At 71.2% G+C, this 20,578-nt stretch carries 13 protein-coding genes and 1 pseudogene; 6 read left to right on the plus strand and 8 right to left on the minus strand.

What is annotated here, in order from left to right; translation table 11 throughout:
- Nucleotides 1-8: 8 nt before the first annotated feature.
- The 4 genes from ACFXDE_RS02830 to ACFXDE_RS02845 are packed head-to-tail and all read right to left on the minus strand — an operon-like array spanning nucleotide 9 to nucleotide 3,403.
- The gene (locus tag ACFXDE_RS02830) at nucleotides 9-611 is read right to left on the minus strand and encodes a response regulator transcription factor (RefSeq protein ID WP_380490212.1); all 603 of its coding nucleotides are present in this window, start codon (nucleotides 609-611) and stop codon (nucleotides 9-11) included.
- A complete protein-coding gene (locus tag ACFXDE_RS02835; protein ID WP_380490214.1) occupies nucleotides 608-1,729 on the minus strand; it encodes a sensor histidine kinase in 1,122 nt (373 codons plus the stop codon). Before ACFXDE_RS02835 ends, ACFXDE_RS02830 begins: the two co-directional genes overlap by 4 nt.
- Before the next feature lies 1 nt (nucleotide 1,730).
- Complete coding sequence (locus ACFXDE_RS02840) at nucleotides 1,731-2,468, minus strand: ABC transporter permease (RefSeq protein WP_380490449.1); 738 nt, start codon at nucleotides 2,466-2,468, stop codon at nucleotides 1,731-1,733.
- A 5-nt stretch (nucleotides 2,469-2,473) separates the two neighbouring features.
- Nucleotides 2,474-3,403, minus strand: coding sequence for an ABC transporter ATP-binding protein (locus ACFXDE_RS02845; RefSeq protein WP_380490216.1), 930 nt, complete (start codon nucleotides 3,401-3,403; stop codon nucleotides 2,474-2,476).
- Between the two features lie 320 nt (nucleotides 3,404-3,723).
- Here ACFXDE_RS02845 and ACFXDE_RS02850 point away from each other — a divergent pair, with 320 nt between their 5' ends.
- The 4 genes from ACFXDE_RS02850 to ACFXDE_RS02865 all read left to right on the plus strand — a co-directional run bounded on the left by ACFXDE_RS02850 (nucleotide 3,724) and on the right by ACFXDE_RS02865 (nucleotide 10,334).
- Nucleotides 3,724-5,085 carry a jacalin-like lectin gene (locus tag ACFXDE_RS02850; protein WP_380490218.1) on the plus strand — a complete coding sequence of 454 codons (1,362 nt, stop codon included), beginning with the start codon at nucleotides 3,724-3,726 and terminating at the stop codon, nucleotides 5,083-5,085.
- A gap of 104 nt (nucleotides 5,086-5,189) precedes the next feature.
- The gene (locus tag ACFXDE_RS02855) at nucleotides 5,190-7,118 is read left to right on the plus strand and encodes a phosphatase PAP2 family protein (RefSeq protein WP_380490220.1); all 1,929 of its coding nucleotides are present in this window, start codon (nucleotides 5,190-5,192) and stop codon (nucleotides 7,116-7,118) included.
- Nucleotides 7,119-7,214: 96 nt separating this feature from the next.
- Complete coding sequence (locus ACFXDE_RS02860; RefSeq protein ID WP_380490222.1) at nucleotides 7,215-8,465, plus strand: FAD-binding protein; 1,251 nt, start codon at nucleotides 7,215-7,217, stop codon at nucleotides 8,463-8,465.
- 216 nt (nucleotides 8,466-8,681) lie between these two features.
- Nucleotides 8,682-10,334: a hypothetical protein gene (locus tag ACFXDE_RS02865; RefSeq protein ID WP_380490224.1), complete on the plus strand. Its 1,653-nt coding sequence runs from the start codon at nucleotides 8,682-8,684 to the stop codon at nucleotides 10,332-10,334.
- A 50-nt stretch (nucleotides 10,335-10,384) separates the two neighbouring features.
- On the opposite strand, the gene ACFXDE_RS02870 is transcribed toward ACFXDE_RS02865, so the two are convergent.
- Both ACFXDE_RS02870 and ACFXDE_RS02875 read right to left on the minus strand, forming a co-directional pair.
- Nucleotides 10,385-11,809: a non-reducing end alpha-L-arabinofuranosidase family hydrolase gene (locus ACFXDE_RS02870; protein ID WP_380490226.1), complete on the minus strand. Its 1,425-nt coding sequence runs from the start codon at nucleotides 11,807-11,809 to the stop codon at nucleotides 10,385-10,387.
- A 99-nt stretch (nucleotides 11,810-11,908) separates the two neighbouring features.
- Nucleotides 11,909-13,324, minus strand: a pseudogene (locus ACFXDE_RS02875) (endo-1,4-beta-xylanase); the annotation flags it as partial.
- A gap of 680 nt (nucleotides 13,325-14,004) precedes the next feature.
- Between ACFXDE_RS02875 and ACFXDE_RS02880 the strand changes: the two are divergent.
- Nucleotides 14,005-14,493: a hypothetical protein gene (locus ACFXDE_RS02880; RefSeq protein WP_380490228.1), complete on the plus strand. Its 489-nt coding sequence runs from the start codon at nucleotides 14,005-14,007 to the stop codon at nucleotides 14,491-14,493.
- 209 nt (nucleotides 14,494-14,702) lie between these two features.
- Here ACFXDE_RS02880 and ACFXDE_RS02885 read toward each other — a convergent pair whose 3' ends face one another.
- Nucleotides 14,703-16,232 (minus strand): alginate lyase family protein, encoded by a 1,530-nt coding sequence (locus ACFXDE_RS02885; RefSeq protein ID WP_380490230.1) that lies wholly within the window; start codon nucleotides 16,230-16,232, stop codon nucleotides 14,703-14,705.
- A gap of 542 nt (nucleotides 16,233-16,774) precedes the next feature.
- Between ACFXDE_RS02885 and ACFXDE_RS02890 the strand changes: the two genes are divergently transcribed.
- On the plus strand, nucleotides 16,775-19,465 hold the full coding sequence (locus ACFXDE_RS02890; protein ID WP_380490232.1) for an RICIN domain-containing protein: 2,691 nt from the start codon (nucleotides 16,775-16,777) through the stop codon (nucleotides 19,463-19,465).
- A 99-nt stretch (nucleotides 19,466-19,564) separates the two neighbouring features.
- On the opposite strand, the gene ACFXDE_RS02895 is transcribed toward ACFXDE_RS02890, so the two are convergent.
- Nucleotides 19,565-20,557, minus strand: coding sequence for an aldo/keto reductase (locus ACFXDE_RS02895; RefSeq protein WP_380490234.1), 993 nt, complete (start codon nucleotides 20,555-20,557; stop codon nucleotides 19,565-19,567).
- Nucleotides 20,558-20,578 lie beyond the last annotated feature (21 nt).

Raw genomic sequence — 20,578 nt, forward strand, 5'->3', positions numbered from 1 at the left:
GGCACCGTTCAGAGCCAGCCGCGGGTGCGCGCGATCCTGGCCGCCTCGGTCCGGTTGCGCGCGCCCAACTTGGCCATGGCACTGGAGAGGTAGTTGCGGACGGTCCCCTCGGCCAGGCACAGCCGCGCCGCGATCTCGGCGTTGCCGGCCCCTTCCGCGACCGCCCGCAGCAGCTCGCGTTCCCGCCCCGTCAGCGGATCGGCCGCGTCCCACGCGGCCACCGCCAGCTCCGGCGAGACCACCCGCTCACCCGCGTGCACCCGGCGCAACGCGGCCGCCAACTCGCCGATCGGCGCGTCCTTGAGCAGGTACCCGGCCACCCCGGCGTCGACCGCCCGCCGAAGGTAGCCGCTGCGCGCGAACGTGGTCACGATCAACACACGGGTGCGATCGCCGAGGCGGTTCAGCTCCACGGCCAGGTCGAGACCGGTGCGGCCGGGCATCTCGATGTCTGTCACCAGCACGTCCGGCCGGTGCTCGCGCACCGCGGCCAACGCGTCGTCGCCGTTGGTCGCGGTCGCCACCACCGTGATGTCCGCCTGCAGGTCCAGCAGCGACGCGAACGCGCCCAGCACCATGCCCTGGTCCTCGGCCAGCACCACCCGGATCATCTGCCCGCCTCCGTCGGCACCGTGATGACCAGCGTCGTGCCGGCCGAGCCGGAGCGCTGCACGGCGCCGCCGAGCTTCCCGATCCGCTCCCGGAGGCCGGTCAGCCCGGTGCCCTCCGGGGCGCTGCCGCCGACCCCGTCGTCCGCGATCACCAGGCGCACCCGTTCCCCGTCCGTGTCCAGTCCGATGCGGCAGGTGGAGGCCCGTGCGTGCCGGGCCACGTTCGTCACCGCCTCGCGCAGCGCCAGCCCCAGCTCGTGATCGGTCGCCGCGGGCAGGACCGGCTCGTCGTCACAGCTCACCTGCAACGCCACCCCGGTCCCGGCCAGCGTACGCCGCGCCACCTCCAGCTCCACGCGGATGCTGGTCCGCCGCCAGCCGGTGACGGTGCTGCGCACTGCGGCCAGCGCCTCCCGCGCGTTGCGTTCGATCTCCTCGGACTCGGCGCGTGCCCGCTGCGGATCGGCGAGCACCAGCTCCTTGGTCAGCTGGGCGCGCATCACCACCGCGGTCAGCGAGTGCCCGAGCAGGTCGTGCAGGTCGCGCGCGATCCGTTCGCGTTCGGCCAGGGTCGCGAGCAGTTCGACCTGCGCGTTGCGCAACCGCTGATTGTCGAGCTCCTGCTGCCGGTCGCGCTGCCCCAGTTCGAGCAGCCCGACCACCCAGATCATGACGAGCGCCGACGCGAAGCCCAGCAGCCGGTAGGACATCGGCACCTGCGACAGCAGGGCCGTGGCGCAGTCCAGCACGGTCAGGCCCGCGAACCACCGCCGCGCGACCGGCCACGGCAGCGTGTTGGCCACGGCGGCCGCGGCGTAGATGTACAGCACGCTCGCGGCGGCGTTGAACGGCGTGGCCAGCGCGCCGATCGCGGCCATCGGGACCGCCGACGCCCACACGCTCCACGCGGACGGGCTCCGCAGCAGCGCCATCGCGTACAGCACGACGGTGAGCGCGCACACCGCGACCGCCAGCGGCCACTCCCACCACGCCGGATCCGGTGAGAAGTACGGCTGCGCCGGCATGAACAGCAGGTACCCGAGGTGGACCCACTCCCAGGTCCACAGCCGCTCGGCCACGGACCGGGGAGCAGCGCCGTCGAAGCCGGTCGTCACCATGTCAGATCCGTGCGTGGCGGTAGGACACCGCAGCCGCGCCGGCCGCCACGACCGTGGTGACCACCAGGGCGAGCACGTGGATCGCGGAGGAGCCGTCGCCGAGTTGGGCGAGCCCGAGCTGGGCGAGGTGGTACGTGGGCAGGAATTCCGCGATCCGCCGCACCACCGAGGGCAGGAAACGGATCGGGATCCACAGCCCGGACAGCACCGCGAGCGGGAACAGCACCGCGTTCAGCAGCGCGATCGCCGCTCCCGTGCGGAGCCGGAAGCCGATCGCGACGCTGAACAGCGTGAACGGGACGCTGCCCAGCAGCAGGGCGGCGGCCACCCGCGCCAGTGCCCAGGGCGAGGCGTGCAACGTGCCGAAGGCCGCGGCCGCCACCCCCATCAGCACCAGCACGCCGATGCCGTAGAGGAGCGCGGCGGTGGCCTTCGCGGCCAGGCCGATCCACACCGGCACCGCGGACACCCGCTTCATGCGCAGCCAGCCGAGGTCCCGGTCCTGGGCGACTCCGATCCCCGGCTGCACCGAGGCCACCGTGATCACGCCGTAGGTGCCGAAGGTGGCCACCATCGCCGTACCGGCCGAGAGGCCCTGCACGGTGTCGTGGCCGTACAGCAGGTTGAACAGCACGAAGAACCCGACCGGCATGAGGATGCCGAAGAACAGCGAGGTGGGTTCCCGCACGATCGCCCGGAGTTCGTCCCGCAGTTCGGCCCAGAAGACTCGTCCCACCATCACGTTCACGCCGCGGGTCCTTCCTGTGCGCACTCCGATGGTCCACGGTCGCCTGTGAGCGCTACCACGGCCTCCTCCAGGCCGGCGTCCTGCACCCGCAGATCCGACAACCCTGGATCCCGGTCCAGCAGGACGCGCAGCAGATCCTCAGGCGAGCGCGTCTGGATCGTCACCAGGTCGCGCTCCCGCCCGACCCGGAGCACGCCCGGCAGCCGTTCCAGTGCGTCCCGGTCGAGGCCGGTCCGGACGGTCACCGTGCGGTCCGGTAGCCGGGACACGAGGTCCTCGGGCGGCGCGTCCGCCAGGATCCGACCGCGGTCGAGCACCACGACGCGGTCCGCGACCGCGGCCGACTCCTCGATCAGGTGCGTCGTCACCAGCACCGCGGCGCCCTGCGCCCGGCGCCGCGCCAGGATCTCCCAGAAGTGCCGCCGGGCCCGCGTGTCCAGGCCGACCGTCGGTTCGTCCAGCACCAGCAGAGCCGGCTCGGTGACCAGGGCCATCGCCAGCTGCACGCGCTGCTTCTGGCCGCCGGAGAGCTTCGAAACCCGTCGGCGTGCCAGCTCGGTCAGCCCGAGTTCCTCCAGGATCGGGGCGGCCGCGGCCGCCCACAGCCCACCGCGGACGGCTGCACCCTTCACCAGCTCGTCCACGGTCAGCGTGTTGGGGAATCCCAGGGTCTGCAGTGCCACGCCCAGCCGCCGGCGGGTCGCCGCGCGGCGCGGATCGCCGCCCAGGATCCGCACGGTCCCCTGCTGCGGCGCGAGCATGCCGACCGCGAGCGCCACCAGTGTCGACTTCCCGGCCCCGTTGGGCCCGAGCAGCGCGACGCACTCCCCCGGGCCGACCCGCAGGTCCACGCCGTCCAGCGCGACCGTCTCTCCGTACCGGTACCGCAGGCCTTCGGCCGTCAGCACCGTCTGTGTCGTTGCCATGGCTACCAGGCTCCTGTCCGGTGACCGTGCGCGGCAGTGATGCCCTGTCACCAGCCCGAGATGACAAAAGTCAACTTCTGCACACCCGGGAAACCCGGGGAGGCGGGATCTTGGGTGCTCGAACTATAGCCGGGAGGCGTGAACCGGCAAGAACACTTTGTTAACGCTAACAGAACTTTCTCGGGAGACTTGGCATGGCAACTTAAATGTGCAGGTCAGAGGCAATTTAGGGGTGTCCTGGCCGGGTTGACGCGCTCATGGTTCGCTCATACGCTCCGGGGCACCGGATCCCGTCGCCGTACTCCGATCGGAGCACACCGATGTCGAAGTCCCGCCTCCGCCACACCCTCGTCCGCTCCCTCCTCGTGAGCGCGCTCGGCACGGCCGCCGCGCTCGGCGGCCTGACCGGCGCGCCGGCCGCGCACGCGGACACCGGGGGCGGGTCGTTCTCCGTGCTGACGTACAACGTCGCCGGGCTTCCGCAGCCGGTGAACAGCGCCCCGACGGAACGGCAGAGCAGCACCACCGCCATCGGGCAGCGGCTCGGGCCGTACGACGTCGTGCACGTCGAGGAGGACTTCAACTACCACGCCGCGCTGTACGCCGCCGACACCCACCCGTACCGCACGGCCACCAGCGGCGGGGCGGGCATCGGCAGCGGCCTCAACACCCTGTCCGGACTCGCCTACGACACCGACGACTTCGAGCGCGTCAAGTGGAACGACTGCCAGCTGGACTCCGGTGACTGCCTCACCCCCAAGGGCTTCACCTTCATGCGGACCCGGCTGGCCGAGGGCGTGTACGTGGACTTCTACAACCTCCACGCGAACGCGGGCACGAACCCCGGCGACGAGACCGCCCGCGCCGCCAACCTGGCGCAGCTCACCGGCTACATCAGGACCCACTCGGCCGGGAACGCCGTCGTGGTGATGGGCGACACCAACACGCGCTACACGCGCGCCGACGACACCATCGCCGCCTTCGCCGCCGACAACCGGCTGACCGACGCGTGGGTACAGCTGGAACGCGGCGGCGTGGCGCCGACCCGTGGCGCCGACCCGCTGCTGTGCGACCAGAACGCGCCCACCGACACCTGCGAGATCGTCGACAAGGTCCTGTACCGCAGCAGCGCGCTCGTCTCGCTCACCGCGACCTCGTACGCCAACAAGCACACCGACTTCCTGGACGGCGCCGGCAAGATGCTCTCCGACCACGACCCGGTCGCCGTGGGCTTCACCTGGAGCCGGAACCCCGCCTACCTGGCGAGCGATCAGTTCGGCGGCCCGCACGGCGACTTCTACGACGACGTCGACCGCGTCGCGCCCGCTGCCCGGGTCACCGCGGTCGGCCTGCGCTCCGGCGCCCGGGTCGACCAGGTCGGGCTGACCCTCGCCGACGGCACCACGCTCACGCACGGCGGCTCCGGCGGCACCGCCTCCTCGCTCACCCTGGGCAGCGGCGAGTATGTGAGCGCTGCCACCCTCTGCCAGGGCTCGCGCGACGGTCACACCCGCATCTTCTACGCCTCGTTCAGCACCAACCTGGGCAGGTCCCTGGCCGGCGGCACCACCACCGCGGACTGCGTGACCCGCACCGCGCCCGCCGGCTGGCAGATCGCCGGGTTCCACGGACGCGCCGGCGACGAGGTCGACAAGCTCGGCTTCCTGTTCACCCGCCGCTGACCACCCCGCACTTCCCCGGCCCGGGCCGCCACCCGGGCCGGGGAACCCCCGTCGTTCCCGAGCACCGTTCCGCCCGCCGGGCCCACCACCGCAGGAAGACCAACGTGAACGATCACCGCACCCTGGACCGCCGCCGCTTCCTGCGGAACTCCGCCGGCACCTCGGTCGGCATTCTCGCCGGGCCCACCGCCTTGAGCCTGCTGGTCACCCCACAGCAGGCCGCCGCCGCGCCGGCCGGCCCCGCCCAGGGCGCCGCCTTCGTCGACTCCTACGCGACCAACACCATGGCCGACCTCACCCCGGAGGGGAACGCGGCCGTACGCATCCTCACCGGGATGAACCGGGTCTGGCACACCGGCGCTTCCTGGAACGACGGCTCACCGCTGCTCGCCGACGTCCTGCGCGCCAATGTGCGCTACTGCGTGCAGGTCACCACCGAGCGGACCGACGCGGAGGCCCGCGAGGCCTTCATCTACGACCGCCAGCACCAGAGTTACGCCGTCATCGCCGGCCTCGGCCCGCTCGCCGACCTGTACCGGACGGGCGCCCGCGCCGTCACCTCGATCACCACGGCGCCCGACTCCACCCCGCCCGCGAAGGTCGACGACGCCGTCCCCGCCGACGCGCCCGCCGGCTCCGCACTCGGCCCCGGGGCCGTCGACTCGGAGCTGGGGCAGGTGGTCACCCTGGTCAACACGGTTCGCGGACCGTACGCCTCGGGCAACCCCGCCAAGTACGCGTACCGGTACCCGCGTCCCTGGCGCCTGAACGAGGACAGCGCAGTGGTCGACACCGGCGCCACCGACGCCCTCGGCTACCCGGTCTACGACACGGACGTCGTCGTCGCCCCGCAACTGCTGCGCCAGCGCGGCACCTCCGCGGTCGACGACGGCGGCTTTGTGAGCGGTCACACCAACGCCTTCCACCTGGCCGCGCTGGCCCTCGCGTACGCGGTGCCCGAGCGCTTCCAGGAGCTCGTCACCCGGGCGTTCGAGCTCAGCCACACCCGGATCACCGCCGGCATGCACTCCCCGCTCGACGTCATCGGCGGCCGGACGCTCGCCACGGCGCTCGCCGCCGCCACCCTCGCCGACCCGCGCAACGCCGCCCTCAAGGCCGCCGCCCGGAGCCAGGCGGCCGCGTACTTCCGGTCGAAGACCGGCACCACGGCCGACACCCTGTACGCGTTCGCCCACGGAGCCGATCCGGCCGAGGACCCGTACGCCGACCGCGAGGCGAACGCCGAGCAGGTCACCCCGCGGCTGACGTACGTCCTGCGCCGTAGCGGCCCGAACGTCCCGATGAGCGTGCCCAAGGGCGCCGAGGTCCTGCTGGAGACTCGCCTGCCCTACCTCGACGCCGCCCAGCGCCGCGAAGTGCTGCGCACCACCGCCCTGCCCTCCGGCTACGTCCTGCTGGACGGACCGGAGATGTGGGGCCGGCTCGACCTGTTCGCCGCGGCCGACGGTTACGGCTCGTTCGAGCGGGACGTGACCGCGGAGCTGAACGCCGCCGACGGCGGGTTCTGCGCGGCCGACTCCTGGCGCAACGACATCGGCGGACCCGGCGGCCTCACCAAGCGCGGCACCGGGACGCTGACCCTGACCGGCACCAACCGTTACACGGGCCCCACCGTGGTGGCCGCCGGAGTCCTCGCGGCCGGCTCTCGCGACGCCCTGGGGCGCGGCGACGTGCAGGTCCGCGGCGGCACCCTGCGGGTGGATGTCGAACAGGGACCCGTCCGGCTGCGCGGCGACTACCTGCAGGCCGCCGGCACGCGCCTGGAGCTGGCGCTCCACCACTGCGACGCCCCGGCCCTGACGGTCGCGGGCCGGGTGACGCTCGGTGGTGACGCGCAGCTCGTCCTGCGGCTGCCGGACTCCCTCGAACCGGACGACGACGTGGTGCTGCCGGTGCTCAACGGGCGTACGCTGCAAGGCGGGTTCGGCAGCGTCACCGTCGACGCGGACGGGTACCGGGCGACGCCGCTCTACACCCACGACGGCCTCGCGGTGCGGTTGACCCGCTGCTGAGCCCCGTTGCCGAGCCCGCCGGTGCGCGGCTCTGTTCGCGCTCACACCGGCACGCCAACAACCTGTGCGCTCGCGAGACCCGAGGAGGCAACGCCCATGACCGTGGCCGCGACCAACTGGGCCGGGAACATCACGTTCGGCGCCGAGCGGTTCCACGAGCCGGGCTCCGTGGACGAGTTGCGGCGGATCGTCGCGGGCAGCCGGTCCGTGCGGATCCTCGGGACCGGGCACTCGTTCAACGCAATCGCCGACACCACGGGCGACTTGGTGTCCGTCGCCGGCCTGCCCCGGGTGATCGAGCCGGACGAACGGGCCGGCACGGTCACGGTGAGCGCCGGGATGCGGTTCGGTGAGCTCGCCGGGGTACTGGACCGGGCGGGATTCGCGCTGCACAACCTCGGGTCGCTGCCGCACATCTCGGTCGCCGGCGCGTGCGCCACCGGGACGCACGGCTCGGGGGTCGCCAACGGCTGCCTCGCCACGGCGGTCCGAGCCGTCGAGCTGGTCACGGCGGACGGCGCCCTGGTGACGATCGACCGGGACGCGGCGGAGTTCCCCGGCGCGGTCGTGGCCCTGGGCGCCCTCGGCGCGGTCACCCGGCTGACCCTGGACGTGGTCCCGGCGTTCGAGGTCCGGCAGTGGGTCTACGAGGGGCTGCCGACCGCCGTGCTGCGCGAGCGGTTCGACGAGATCATGGCGGCCGCGTACAGCGTCAGCCTCTTCACGGGCTGGCGGACGGACCGCATCGATCAGGTCTGGCTCAAGCAGCGGGGCGGCCCCGACGCCCCCGGGACCTGGCTCGGCGCGGTGCTCGCCGACGGTCCGCGCCATCCCGTGCCGGGGTGTCCGCCCGAACCCTGCACGCCGCAGCTGGGCGTTCCGGGCCGGTGGCACGCCCGGCTCCCCCACTTCCGACCGGACTTCACGCCGAGCAGCGGCGACGAGCTGCAGTCCGAGTACTTCGTCGCCCGCGCCGACGCCGTCGCCGCGTTCGACGCGCTGGACGCCGTCAGGGACCGGATCTCACCTGCCCTGCAGATCGGCGAGATCCGCACGGTCGCGGCGGACGCCCTGTGGCTCAGCCCCGCGTACGAACGCGACTGCGTCGCCTACCACTTCACCTGGCACCCCGACGCGGCGGCCGTGGCGGAGGCGGTCAGGACGGTCGAGGAGGCCCTGTCCCCCTTCGCGGCCCGGCCGCACTGGGGCAAGGTCTTCACCACTGCGCCCGAGGTGATCCGGGAGTCGTACCCGCGCTGGGACGACTTCCGGACGCTGCTCGGCGAGTTCGATCCGGCGGGCACGTTCCGCAACGAGTTCATCGCCCGCCACTTCCCTGCCACGTAGCACCTGCGCTCAAGGGGGGCCTTGCGGCGACCGCGGGCGTTAACGCTAACATTTGCTTGACGGTTCAACTTCATCGGGATTGACTTGGGCACCTCACGTTTCGGTGCATCGCCGCCCAGCACAGAGGACGCCCAGTTGCCCCCGCACTTCATCCGCCATGGCGAGTCCCAGGCCAATCACGAAGCCCGAACTCCCTTGCCGGAAACAACCGATGTCGTGGTGACCACGCTCGACGCCACCATCGTCCCGGGCGCAGTGGTCGGCCGCGGCAGTGAGCGGGCGTACCGCAAGCTCGCCCTGGCGCCCGGTGAACCGCACGTCACGCGAGACGACCTGACCGGGCGCCGGACGGGACCGCTCCTTTCCCTTCTGCGGTTCGTGCACGTCACCGACTACCAGCTCGCGGACATCGCCTCGCCCGGCCGGATCGACTTCGTCCAGCGGTACGCCGACCGGCGTGGCTGGTCCAGGATGGTACCGGCGTACCGTCCGCAGGAGATCGTCTCCACCCACGCGTTCGAGGCGATGGCCCGCACCGTGGCGAGGCTGGCGAGGGATCCGGGCACACCCGTCCGGTTCGTGCTCACCACCGGGGACAACACCGACAACGCCCAACGCAACGAGCTCCGTCAGTTCCTGACGCTGATGCACGGCGGCGGGAGCGTGGACCCGACATTCGGCGCCGGCGGGAGCGGCGACACCGCGGCGATCCCGTCGTACACCGTGTCCGGCGACTACTACAACCCGGAGCCGAAGTCGCGTGACCGGTACAAACAGAGATACGGCTTCCCGGACCGGCCGGGCCTGCTGGCCTCGGCGGCCGAGCCGTTCCCCACCCGGGGCTTCGGCGTCGACTGGCTGGCCTGCTTCGGCAACCACGACTGTCTCGCGCAGGGGCGCGCACCGGTCACGCCGGGCTTCCAGGGCGTGCTCACCGGCGACCGACGGCCGGTCGCCGCACCCGCCGCACTGCCCCGGGCGCCGGCCGACGCCTACCTCATGGACCCGGCGGTGCTGGCCGGCGGACCGACGATGACGATCCGGCCGCGAGCGGACCGGCGGATCATCGACAAGACGGAGTACATCCGGGCGCACCTGGACAGCCCCGGCACACCCCGCGGACACGGGTTCGGCGAGTCCGACCTCGCCGAGGGCCGCACCTACTACTGCTACGACGAGGTCCCCGGAGTCCGGGTGATCGTCCTCGACACCACCAACCCCGCCGGCCACGTCACCGGTAGCATCGGACGGCGCCAGCGCGACTGGCTGGAGCAGTGCCTGATCGAGGTGCACTCCTCCCACCGGGACGCGGCCGGCGCCGAGGTCCGCACGGGCTTCCAGGACCGGGTGGTCGTCCTGGCGGCGCACCACGGGCTGGGCGTGCTCGACAACACCACCGAACGGCCGGACGAGGCGGCGCACCCGGATGCGGACCTGCCGCGCGTACTCGGCGGCGAGGTCGAGGCGCTCCTGCACCGCTTCGGCAACGTGGCACTCTGGCTGGCGGGTCACCAGCACCTCAACTCGGTGACGCCCAGGAGGCGTTCGGGTGGCGGCGGCTTCTGGCACGTCATCACGTCCGGCCTGTGCGAGTGGCCGTCCCAGGCGCGGATGCTGGAGCTCCTCGTCGGCACGGACGTCCTGGTGGTCCGCTCCACGATGATCGACCACGCCGCACCGCTCGAACCCGGCGCCGGTCTCGGCCTGTGGGACCTGGCCTCCGCCCATCGCGAGATCTGCGCCAACGAAGCGACCCGCGTCGGTGGTCCGGAGTCGGCGGGCACCGTCCGGGACCGGAACGTCGAGCTCCTCGTCCCGATCCGTCCCGCCCTCTCCGCCACGCTGCGGGCCTGCAGAGCCGGTCGCTGATCGCGGGGACCCCGGCCGCGAGCCGGCCGGGGTCCCCGGGGTCGGGCGGGTCAGCGCTGGAGGGTGAGAAGGCCCGGGCGCCACGGGAGCTGGTCATAGGGGCCGGTCGCGGTGGGGGACTTGCCCTGGTAGAGGAACTGCAGGTTGCAGGGGTCGATGGTCATGGTCTGGTCGGGGTTGTTGCGGACCAGGTCACCGTGGCTGATGTCGTTGGTCCAGCCGGCGCCGCTGTTGGCCTTGCCCGCGAAGGGGTTGTTCTCGCTCGCGGCCTGCGGGGTCCACGAACCGCTGAGGCTGGTGGCCGTGAACGAGCGGAAGTAGCGCCCGTTCGCCCCCATCGCCTCGACGATCATGAGGTACTGGTTCTGGCCCTGGACCTTGTAGACCTGCGGCGCCTCGAAGAGGTTGCTCTGCGTGTCGCTCATGACCGTCGTGTAGGAGGATCCGAAGTTGCCCGGGAAGTTCCCGATCGGCATGCTCGCCCGGTAGATGCTGCCGTTGTCACCGGCGAAGAACAGGTACATGTTCTGGCCGTCGGCGATCAGGGTCTGATCGATCGGACCGGTGCCGGAGTTGGGGATGCTGCCGGTGAAGAGCGGCTGGGGCGACGACCAGCCGTTGGGGTCGGTCGGCTCGCTCGACGTGCGGTAGATGAACGGCCACGGACCCCACTGGTAGGCGAGCACCCAGATGTTCTTCGGCGCGAAGTAGAACAGCGTGGGAGCCACCGCGGCCTGGCCCATCCCGATCTGGCCGGCCGAGGCCATGTCCGACCAGTTCGCGAACGGACTGAACATCATCGAGCCGTACGACGAACCCGACACGTTCGACGCGTAGACCAGGTGCTTGCCCTTGTACACGACGTCGGTGAAGTCCTTCACCGACGCCCACCCGTTCGCCGGCTGCGCCAACGCGCCCGTCGACGACCAGCGGTACGTCGTCGGCAGGGCGCAGTTGCCGCCCGGCGGGGTCGACGCGGACAGGCCGGTCCAGCTCTGGTTGCCGCCGCCGTTGCAGGTCCAGATCTCCACCGCCGTGCCGTTGGCCGTCCCGGCGCCCGTGACGTCCAGGCACAGCCCGGACTCCACTCCGACCACCGTGCCGTCGGCCTTCACCTGCCACTGTTGGTTCGCGGCGCCGGTGCAGGCCCAGATCTGCACCCGGGTGCCGGGCGTGGTGGCGTGGCCCGGGACGTCCAGGCACTTGTCGCCGTACACGGTCAGCCGGCTGCCGGACGTCGACGTCCACAGCTGGTTGGTCCCGTTCGAGCAGTCGTAGATCTGCAGGGACGTGCCGTCGCCCCGGCCCGCGTTCTGCACATCGAGACACCGACCGGAACCCGCACCGCGCAAGGCGCCGGTGGTGGCCGCGTGGGCGGTGCCGGCGACGAGCATGGCCGCCAACGCCGCCACGGCCGCGACCACGGCGGTGAGCACCACGGACGGATGCCTGCGGCTGGACCTTCGTCTGCGCATGGGGACCTCCTTTGTCGACGGATGGAGCTGTCACACGGCTGTGCGGGCGAGGTGCAGGGGCCTGGCGGTGGCACGGGCGCGCCCCCGCGGCTCAGATCACCGGAAGTTCCAGTGCTGATTGGCGCCGCCGTTGGCGTCCCAGATCTGGACGGCGGTGCCGTTGGCGGTCTGACCGGCGGGGATCTCCAGTGCCCGGCCGCTGGCGACGTTGGTCAGGGTGTAGGAACCGTCGCCGTTCTGGCCGGCCCTCCAGTGCTGGTTGGCGCCGCCGTTGGCGTCCCACACCTGCGGCTTCGTCCCGTTGCCCGTCTGGCCGCCCGGCTCGTCCAGGACCCGGCCGCTGGCGACGTTGGTGAAGGTGTAGGAGCCGTCGCCGTTCTGGTCGGCCCGCCACTGCTGGTTGGCGGCGCCGCCGTTGGCGTCCCAGATCTGGAGGGGGGTGCCGTTGCCGTTCTGTCCCGCGGGCTCGTCGAGCACGCGTCCGGCGGCCACGTCGGACAGGCTGTAGGCGGCTCCGGAGGTGATGCCCCCACTGGGTGTGCCGCCGCTGGCGCCGCCCAGGGCGGCGAGCACCGCACCGTAGGCGGACTTCTTGTTGCCGTTGTTGTCGAACAGCAGCGGGTTCTCGCCGGTGCGCCAGGAGTCGCCGTCGCGGATGCCCCACACGGTGATGCCCGTGCAGCGGGCGACGCCGAGGCAGTCCCGGACGGTGTCGGCGTACGCGCCGGCGGGCGCCTGGGCGATGTCGAGTTCGGTGATCTGGACGTCCACGCCGAGCGCGGCGAAGTTGGACAGGGTGGTCCGGAAACTCGGCGGAGGGCCGCCGGCACCGAAGTGGCTCTGGAAGCCGACGCAGTCGATCGGCACGCCGCGGGACTTGAAGTCCCTGACCATGCCGTAGACGCCCTGGGTCTTGGCGTCGGACCAGTTCTCGATGCTGTAGTCGTTGTAGCAGAGCTTGGCCGAGGGGTCGACGTTCCGGGCGGTGCGGAAGGCCTCCTCGATGAAGCCGTCGCCCAGCACGTTCTGGAACACCGAGCCCCGGTGCCGGCCGCTGCCGTCGTCGGCGAAGGCCTCGTTGACCACGTCCCAGGCGTAGATCTTGCCCTTGTAGTGGCTCATCTCGGTGGTGATGTGGTTGTTCATCACGCTGCGCAGGGTGTTGGCGTCGTTGATGGAGCCGACCCAGCCGGGCAGTTGGGAGTGCCAGACCAGGGTGTGCCCGCGCATCTTCTGGCCGTGCGCGGCGGCGTGTCCGACGATCGAGTCGGCGGGGCCGAAGTCGAACGACCCGCGGGAGGGTTCGGTGGTGTCCCACTTCATCTCGTTCTCCGGGGTGATCGTGTTGAACTCCCGGTCGAGGATGGTGGAGTACGCCGGGTCGCCGAGCCTGCCCGCGGCCACCGCCGTGCCGAAGTAGCGGCCGCTGCCGGCCGCCGCCGCACCCAGCGTGGTCGCCCCGGCGCCCTGAGCCGCGGGGCTGGCGGCGACGGCCGTGGCCGAGCCGACGACCATGCATGCGGCAGCCGTCAGGACCTTGCGGAGCCGAAGCCTCTTCTTGAGCCGTGGCATGACGGATCGTTCTCCTTGGGTGGGGGATTTCCTGCACACCGATCGGGAACCGGCGCCTCGTCCTGACCGTCGTGCGAGCGCGCACGTCGGCCGAGCCGGTCCTGCCGGGCACAGCGGGCTGGTGTGTGCCCCGGCGGCCGAGCCCCTGCCCGTTAACGCTAACAATTGGCAGTGAAGACACTCGAACCGCCTGACATGTTCAGGTGAAATCTCCTTCAGTCGCTGCGAGTTGTCAATACTCCGCGCAGCAGCGGACCGGCGGCCACGGTTCGGTCCCACTCCGACTCCGGGATGGGCGGCAACTCCTCGTGCGCAGGCGGCAGCCCCTGGGCGGCCCGGGAGCCGGAGGACACATACGGGTCGTCGATCCCTAGCTCCGACCGCCGCCGCGCATCGCCGGCACGGGCAGGTATGCGGCGGCGGGGCCGGGGCAAGACCGGCCCCCGTGAACGAGCCGCACTCATCGGCAGACCGCAGCCTGCGCCGTGGGACTCCTCACCTCAGCAGGAACTTCGCGCGCTTCGGAGCACGTGGCATCCCGGGGTGCCGCTATGTGGTTCGTCCATGTGGTTCGTCAAGGAAATCGGGCTGCGTCCGGAGCCGTGACCAGGCACGATGGCGGGATGCCGGATCTGCTGTGGGATGACGTCAGGAACTTCCTCGACCCTGCCGTGATGGGTGCTCTGCCTGATGTGTTCGTGGAGGGCACCTCGTCGGTGGAGGACTGGCAGGCGGTGTTCGATCTGGTCCAATCGAGTGGCTGGGCATGGGAGTTCCTGGAGGGTGGCGTCGCCGGACCGCTTCCTGCTGCCGTTGAGGTGCTTTCGCGGCCGGCCGGCGCGGACTCGGTCGATCTGCGGGTGTGGCCGGTTCCGGGCGTACTGGCGATCTTCCGCCCGTGGTCCGCCGAGGGGATCGACTTCGATGTCGACCTGCGCGAGTTGCAGGGCCAACACGGGGTGGACGTCCTGTGCGGGGTGCTGGCCACGGTGGGCCGGCGGCTGGGCAGGCCGGTGGCCATGACGGCCGAGGGCGACTACGGACACCCGGTTCTCGGGTTCGACCCCGCCGTGGACCGCGTGGTGTTGATGGCGGACCCGAACTTCCGATGACTGCCGCGGCCGGCCGGGACTCGTCGAGAGTCCCGTCGCCCGGCAGGGCGAAGAAGGCGAACGCGGCCAGGACGAACGCCCGACTCAGCTGCTCCACGCCCCCGCGGAAAGGTTGCTCGCCGGGAGCCCCGTTGCGGGGCCACCAAGAAGGTGGCGGAGGGTCGGGGTCCCCCCGGACCCCGCCGGACGCTGCGCCCATCGGCGCAGGGTCATGCGCGATGTGTGCCCTTGCGACGGGCCCGGGCGCGCAGCGCCAGTACGCCACCGCCGACGGCGAGCAGACCCACGCCGGTGAGCGGGATCAGGTCGTGGGAGCCACTGGCGGCGAGGCCCTCGGCCGGAGCCCCGGCCGGGCTCGGCCGAGCCGGTGCGGAGGTGCCTGCGGCGCCCCCCGGCGTTGCGGCCGGTGCTCCGGCCGACGTCGACGGGCCTTCCGACGGGCCTGCCGCCGATCCCGCCGCCGACCCGGCCGGCGCGGACGGGGGCATCTGCGCCGCGGCGCTGTCACGCGTGAACGCCAGCGTGCCGAAGCCGAGTTGGTCGAAGCCGCCACTGTTCGGACCGTAGTCGCCACCGCCGCCCTCGGCCCCGACCTTCGCCGCCATGGCGGTGCCGTAGGGCGCGGCGAGGCCGCGGCGGTTGACGTAGTGGTTCTGGATCATCGCCCAGATCGGGCGCAGATCGCCCCGGCCGTCGGCGGAGGGCGCGGTGTCATCCACCGTCTTCGACCAGACGCCGGGTGCGCCCTGCTGGAACGTGAGGCGGGTGAACGGGACGTCCTCGCCGAGGTTGTACTTGGCGACGTACTCGGCGCCCTTGAGGAAGCGGTTGTCGTCCTCGCCGTAGAGGTCGATGCCCTGGTTCCAGGCCATCTCGCACAGGGCGCCCATCAGGCCGACGGAGAGTGTGCAGTGCCCCTGGTCGCGGCCGGACTCCTGGAACTGGGCCAGGCCGCCGGGGTGGACGTACGGGATGGCGTGCCGGAGCGAGCCGTTGCCCGCGCCGTTCCGGTAGTACTCGACGGCCTGGTCGACCTTGGCCCGGTCGTCGCACAGGACGCCGGTGGCGAAGACGCAGCAGAGGGCGAGCAGGTCCCAACTGGCGTAGTAGTTGGTGATGAACGCGCCGTTGTGGTGACGGAGGAAGTCGTCGCAGACCGGGTAGAAGACCTGGAGCATCATGGTCTTGAACCGGTCGAGGTCGAACCCGGGGTAGCCGCGCATCAGTTCGGCCGCGTTGGCGAACTGGTAGCCCTGGATGCCGGCGGCGAGGAACCGGTCGGCGCTGCCGGTGACCTGCTTCAGTGTGCCCGACCAGGCGTTGAGGATGTCCCGGGCGGCATCACCGTGGGCCCGGTCGCCACTGACGCGCCAGCGCAGGGCGTTCTGGTAGGCGGCGTGGACGTCGTTGTAGAGGGTCGGGAAGTTCTGGGAGGCGTCGCCTCCCCGGTAGACCACGGCCTGGGGGTTCGCCTTCCAGCCGCTCTGCGCATGCCGGTTGGCCGTCAGCCGCTGCCACCCCGCCAGGTACGGCTGGGCACCGGCGTTGACCTTGGCGGTTATCCGGTCGAGGTCCGCCTGCGCGTGCAGCAGGCCCGGGTGCGCGAACGCGGGAGCGGGGGCCGCCGCGGCACGGGTCGTACCGCTCACCGCAGCGGCGCCGGCCGCGAGTCCGACGGTACCGGCGAGCTTCAGCAGGCTGCGGCGGCTCGGACGCTGATTGCTGTGGTACTGAGTCACTGGGGTGTCTCCCGATCATCGACGCTTCCCATCAGGAGACGTCCGGGATTGTGAACGATAACAGAAATCCTCGACGGGTCACCCGCAGGCGCCCGACCACCCCTACGGCCGTGCGGCCAGGGCCAGTTAAGCCGGCCGAACGAGGCCGGGGGCGGGCGAAGGCTCGAAGGCCCCCGCCGTTCCCATCGGCCTCGGACACACGCGACGACACGGCCGCCGGCGGCCGCCGAGCCCGTCAAAGTCAGCAGCGATCGACGGCCATATGGCGCCCCAAATAAGTACGACTCATTTAGATGGCAGCAGCCTTCGCCGAGGGGCCCGCCCAGGCGCCCGCAGGGCGGCTCCCGACATCGCCAACCCTGCCACCACCTGCGCAATCCCTCCGAAACACAGGGTTCTCGCGACGCCGAGCGTGATACATCCGCGTGTCATCGGTGTTGCATCGGCGCAAAAATAAGCATGTCAATCGTCTTGACAGAGGCGCCGACCCGCCTCGATAAATGCAACTCATAAGGCAGGACTTGCAGGAGGGACACCCCAGAATGAGACCCCTACGCATCGGCGCCGGGGCGGCCAGGGCCCTCGCGGCGGCACTCGTCGCGTTCGCGGCCGCGCTGCCCGCCCAACCCGCCTACGCGGCCACGACGAACTTCTACGTCGACCCGGTCAACGGCAGTGACGGCAACCCGGGGACCAGCACCGCCTCGGCCTTCAAGACCGTCCAGGCCGCCCAGGCGGCGGTCCGAAATGTTAACGCGAACATGTCCGACGACATCGTCGTGAACCTGCGCGGAGGCACCTACCCCCTCACCGCCCCGGTCACCTTCGGCACCGCGGACTCGGGCACCAACGGGCACACGGTCGTCTATCAGTCGTACAACGGCGAGACGCCCGTGATCACCGGCGGCACGGCGGTCACCGGCTGGGCCCCGGCCACCAACGGCGAGTACAAGGCGTCCGTGGGCGCGCTCAACTTCCGCCAGCTGTACGTCAACGGGGTCCGCGCCACCCGGGCCCGCTACCCGGACATCGGCAGCGACTTCCAGTTGCAGGGCAGCGACAGCACCAACAAGCTGCTGAAGGTCCTGAGCTCGCAGGTCTCCACCTGGGCTAATCCCAACCAGGTCGAGATGGTGCTGGAGACGCAATGGGGCGAGAGCTACCTGCGGCTGAAGTCGATCAGCTCCGCCAATGGCACCGCCAACATCTCCATCCAGGACCACGAGGCGGGCATCCTGTTCCAGCGCCCGTGGCCGCAGCTCGCCAACGGCTCCCCGCTGCACTTCGAGAACGCCCACGAGTTCCTCAACGAGCCGGGCGAGTTCTACGTCGACACCGCCGCGCAGACCGTCTACTACAAGCCCCGCCCCGGCGAGGACATGTCCACGGCCACCGTGCAGGCGCCGACCCTCCAGACGCTCTTCGACATCAAGGGCACCAGCCTCGACGCTCCCGCCCACGACCTGCGCTTCTCCGGGATCACCTTCGCCCAGACCACCTGGATGGAAGCCAGCAACAACGGTTACCTCAACGCCCAGGGCGGCAACTACAACATCTCGGCCGACACCTCCAACAACCAGTACGTCGGCCGTCCGCCGGCCGGCGTCCAGGCCGCGGACGCCGACCGGGTCTCCTTCACCTACAACACCTTCAAGCAGATGGGCTCCACCGCCCTCGACCTCTCCCACGGCGTCCACGACAGCAGCGCGACCGGCAACTACGTCTACGACATCGCCGCCAACGGGATCATGGTCGGCAAGTTCTCCGACCCGACCGTGGAGTACCACTCCATCTACAACCCGCCGGCCACGCCGGCCGGTGAGGACGCCCGGGAGGTGGTCAAGAACGTCACCGTCAAGGACAACCTGATCACCCGGATCGGTGAGGACTACCTCGGAACCGCGGGCATCAACGCCGGCTTCGTCAACAGCACCACCATCGACCACAACGACATCTCCGACACTCCGTGGGCCGGCATCTCGCTCGGCTGGGGCTGGCAGTCGGCGGCCAACGCCGAAGGCAACAACAGCATCAGCTTCAACCGGATCGGCAACGTGATGAACCGGCTGTGCGACTCCGCCGGCATCTACCACCTGTCGAACGACCCCGGCACGGTCGTCAACGGCAACTACATCCACGACGTGGTCCGCGGCCCCGCGGCCTGCGGCTCGCCCGTGCACGGCCTCTACCTGGACGAGGGGTCGGACAACATGACCGTCTCGAACAACGTGTTGTCGCACACCGACGGGTTCATCAACCAGAACCGCAACGGCTCCAACGTCACCCTCACCAACAACACGACGTCCGGCGACGCGGTGATCAAGGCCTCCGGTCTCGAATCCGGCTACCAGTGGATGACCCTGCTGCCCAACCTCGCCTTCAACAAGTCGACGTCCTCCTCCTCGGTCTTCGGTACCGGCTGGGAGCCCTCGAAGGCCGTCGACAACAATGGCTCGACCGGCTGGTCGCCGACCGGCGGCGACACCTCGGCCTGGTGGCAGGTCGACCTGGGCCAGGCCTACCAGCTCGGCCAGTTCTCGCTGACCACCCGCCAGGACGTGGACCAGGCGGCCACCCGCGGCAACTTCGAGGTCCGGGGTTCCAACGACCCGAACTTCGGCAGCTACACCGTCCTGGGCCGCCAGACGTCCACCCTGCCGTTCGCCTCGACGCTCACCGGCGACATCGACGTCCGCCAGGCGTTCCGCTACGTGCGGGTCGCCAAGACCGACGGCGGGTACTTCTTCATCACGGACTTCAGCGTGCAGCAGGCGAGCGGGTCACCCGCCGCGTCGACCGGCACGCCGACCGTCAGCCCGTCGGCGTTCTACACGATCAAGAACGTCAACAGCGGCCAGGTGCTGGACGTGAGCGGCTGGTCCACCGCCGACGGCGGGGCCGTCGCCCAGTGGCCGAGCACCGGCGGCGCCAACCAGCAGTGGAGCTTCGTACCGGTCAGCGGCCAGCTCTTCGAGATCGTGAACCGGAACAGCGGCAAGGTCCTCGACATCAACGCGGGCAGCCACTGGAGGGGAACCACGCTCCAGCAGTACACGTACGGCGGCGGCAACAACCAGCTCTGGTACTTCGAGCCGACCGGCGGCGGCTACCTCATCCGCAACTACGAGAGCCGGCAGGTCCTGGAGGTGAGCAGCGGATCGACGACCAACGGAGCCGCCGTCGACCAGTGGATGCCCCTGAACCAGTCCAACCAGGCCTGGACGGTCCAGTGACGCGGTGACAGCGTGACGCCCCGCCGGGCACCACGGTAAGGCGGAAGCCCGTCCCCTTCACGAAGGGGACGGGCTTCCGCATCGGCCGGATTCGCGGGATCAGCCCGCAGCCGGGACCGGGACGTCCGGCCGGATCAGGCCCTCGGCCCGGAGGTGCTCCCAGAGAGCCGCGGGGACGGGCCGGCGGTGGAGCTCCGCGTTGCGTTCGACCTGTGCGCGGTCCCGCATGCCCAGGGTGACGTTGACGACGGCGGGATGGGTGTACGGGAAGGCGATCGCGGCGGCGGGCAGGGTGGTGCCGTGCTGCTCGCAGACCTCGGCGATGGCCGAAGCCCGGCGGACGAGGCCCGCCGGGGCGTCCCGGTAGTCGTACTTCATGCCGAGCGCGGGCCTGTCCCGGGCGAGCAGGCCGGAGTTGAACACGCCGACCGCGACGACGCTCCGGCCCAGGTCCCGCGCCGCGGGAAGGACGTCGTCCAGCCCCGACTGGTCGAGCAGGGTGTAGCGCCCGGCGAGCATCACGACGTCCAGGTCGGTCTCGCGCAGGAAGCGGGCCGGCATCGCCGACTGGTTCATGCCGACCCCGACGGCGCCGATCACCCCCTGGTCGCGCAGGTCGACGAGCGCAGGCACGGCCTCCTGGGCGGCCTGCTCCCAGTGGTCGTCGGGGTCATGCAGGTAGACGACGTCCAACCGGTCCAGGCCCGTGCGCCGGAGCGTGTCCCCGATGGAGCGGAGCACCCCGTCGCGGCTGAAGTCCCACTGGCGGCGCAGGTCGTCGCGAACGGCGAAGCCCTCGGTATCGGCCCCGCGCGGCTGCCCGTTGGGGACCAGCAGCCGGCCCACCTTCGAGGAGACGACGTACTCCTCCCGGGGACGGTCCCGCAGAGCGGCGCCGAGGCGCCGTTCGGAGAGGCCGAGGCCGTAGTGGGGTGCGGTGTCGAAGTACCGGATGCCCGACGCCCAGGCCGCGTCGATCGCGGCCCGGGCGTCGGATTCCGGGGTGACGTCGTACAGGTTGCCGATCACCGCGCCGCCGAAACCGAGTTCGGTGACGGCGACCGGTGTGTGCCGGATCTTCCGGAGGCGCAAGAGCTGCTCCCTGTCGGTGCG

The organism is Kitasatospora sp. NPDC059408 (genome assembly GCF_042751525.1).
In the GTDB taxonomy this organism is placed as follows: Bacteria; Actinomycetota; Actinomycetes; order Streptomycetales; family Streptomycetaceae; genus Kitasatospora.

Bases quoted from the DNA above. Each gene is read 5' to 3' on its own strand.
- ACFXDE_RS02835 (WP_380490214.1), bottom strand. From the start codon at position 1,729: ATGGTGACGACCGGCTTCGACGGCGCTGCTCCCCGGTCCGTGGCCGAG.
- ACFXDE_RS02845 (WP_380490216.1), bottom strand. From the start codon at position 3,403: ATGGCAACGACACAGACGGTGCTGACGGCCGAAGGCCTGCGGTACCGG.
- ACFXDE_RS02840 (WP_380490449.1), bottom strand. From the start codon at position 2,468: ATGGTGGGACGAGTCTTCTGGGCCGAACTGCGGGACGAACTCCGGGCG.
- ACFXDE_RS02850 (WP_380490218.1), top strand. From the start codon at position 3,724: ATGTCGAAGTCCCGCCTCCGCCACACCCTCGTCCGCTCCCTCCTCGTG.
- ACFXDE_RS02830 (WP_380490212.1), bottom strand. From the start codon at position 611: ATGATCCGGGTGGTGCTGGCCGAGGACCAGGGCATGGTGCTGGGCGCG.
- ACFXDE_RS02860 (WP_380490222.1), top strand. From the start codon at position 7,215: ATGACCGTGGCCGCGACCAACTGGGCCGGGAACATCACGTTCGGCGCC.
- ACFXDE_RS02880 (WP_380490228.1), top strand. From the start codon at position 14,005: ATGCCGGATCTGCTGTGGGATGACGTCAGGAACTTCCTCGACCCTGCC.
- ACFXDE_RS02890 (WP_380490232.1), top strand. From the start codon at position 16,775: ATGAGACCCCTACGCATCGGCGCCGGGGCGGCCAGGGCCCTCGCGGCG.
- ACFXDE_RS02870 (WP_380490226.1), bottom strand. From the start codon at position 11,809: ATGCGCAGACGAAGGTCCAGCCGCAGGCATCCGTCCGTGGTGCTCACC.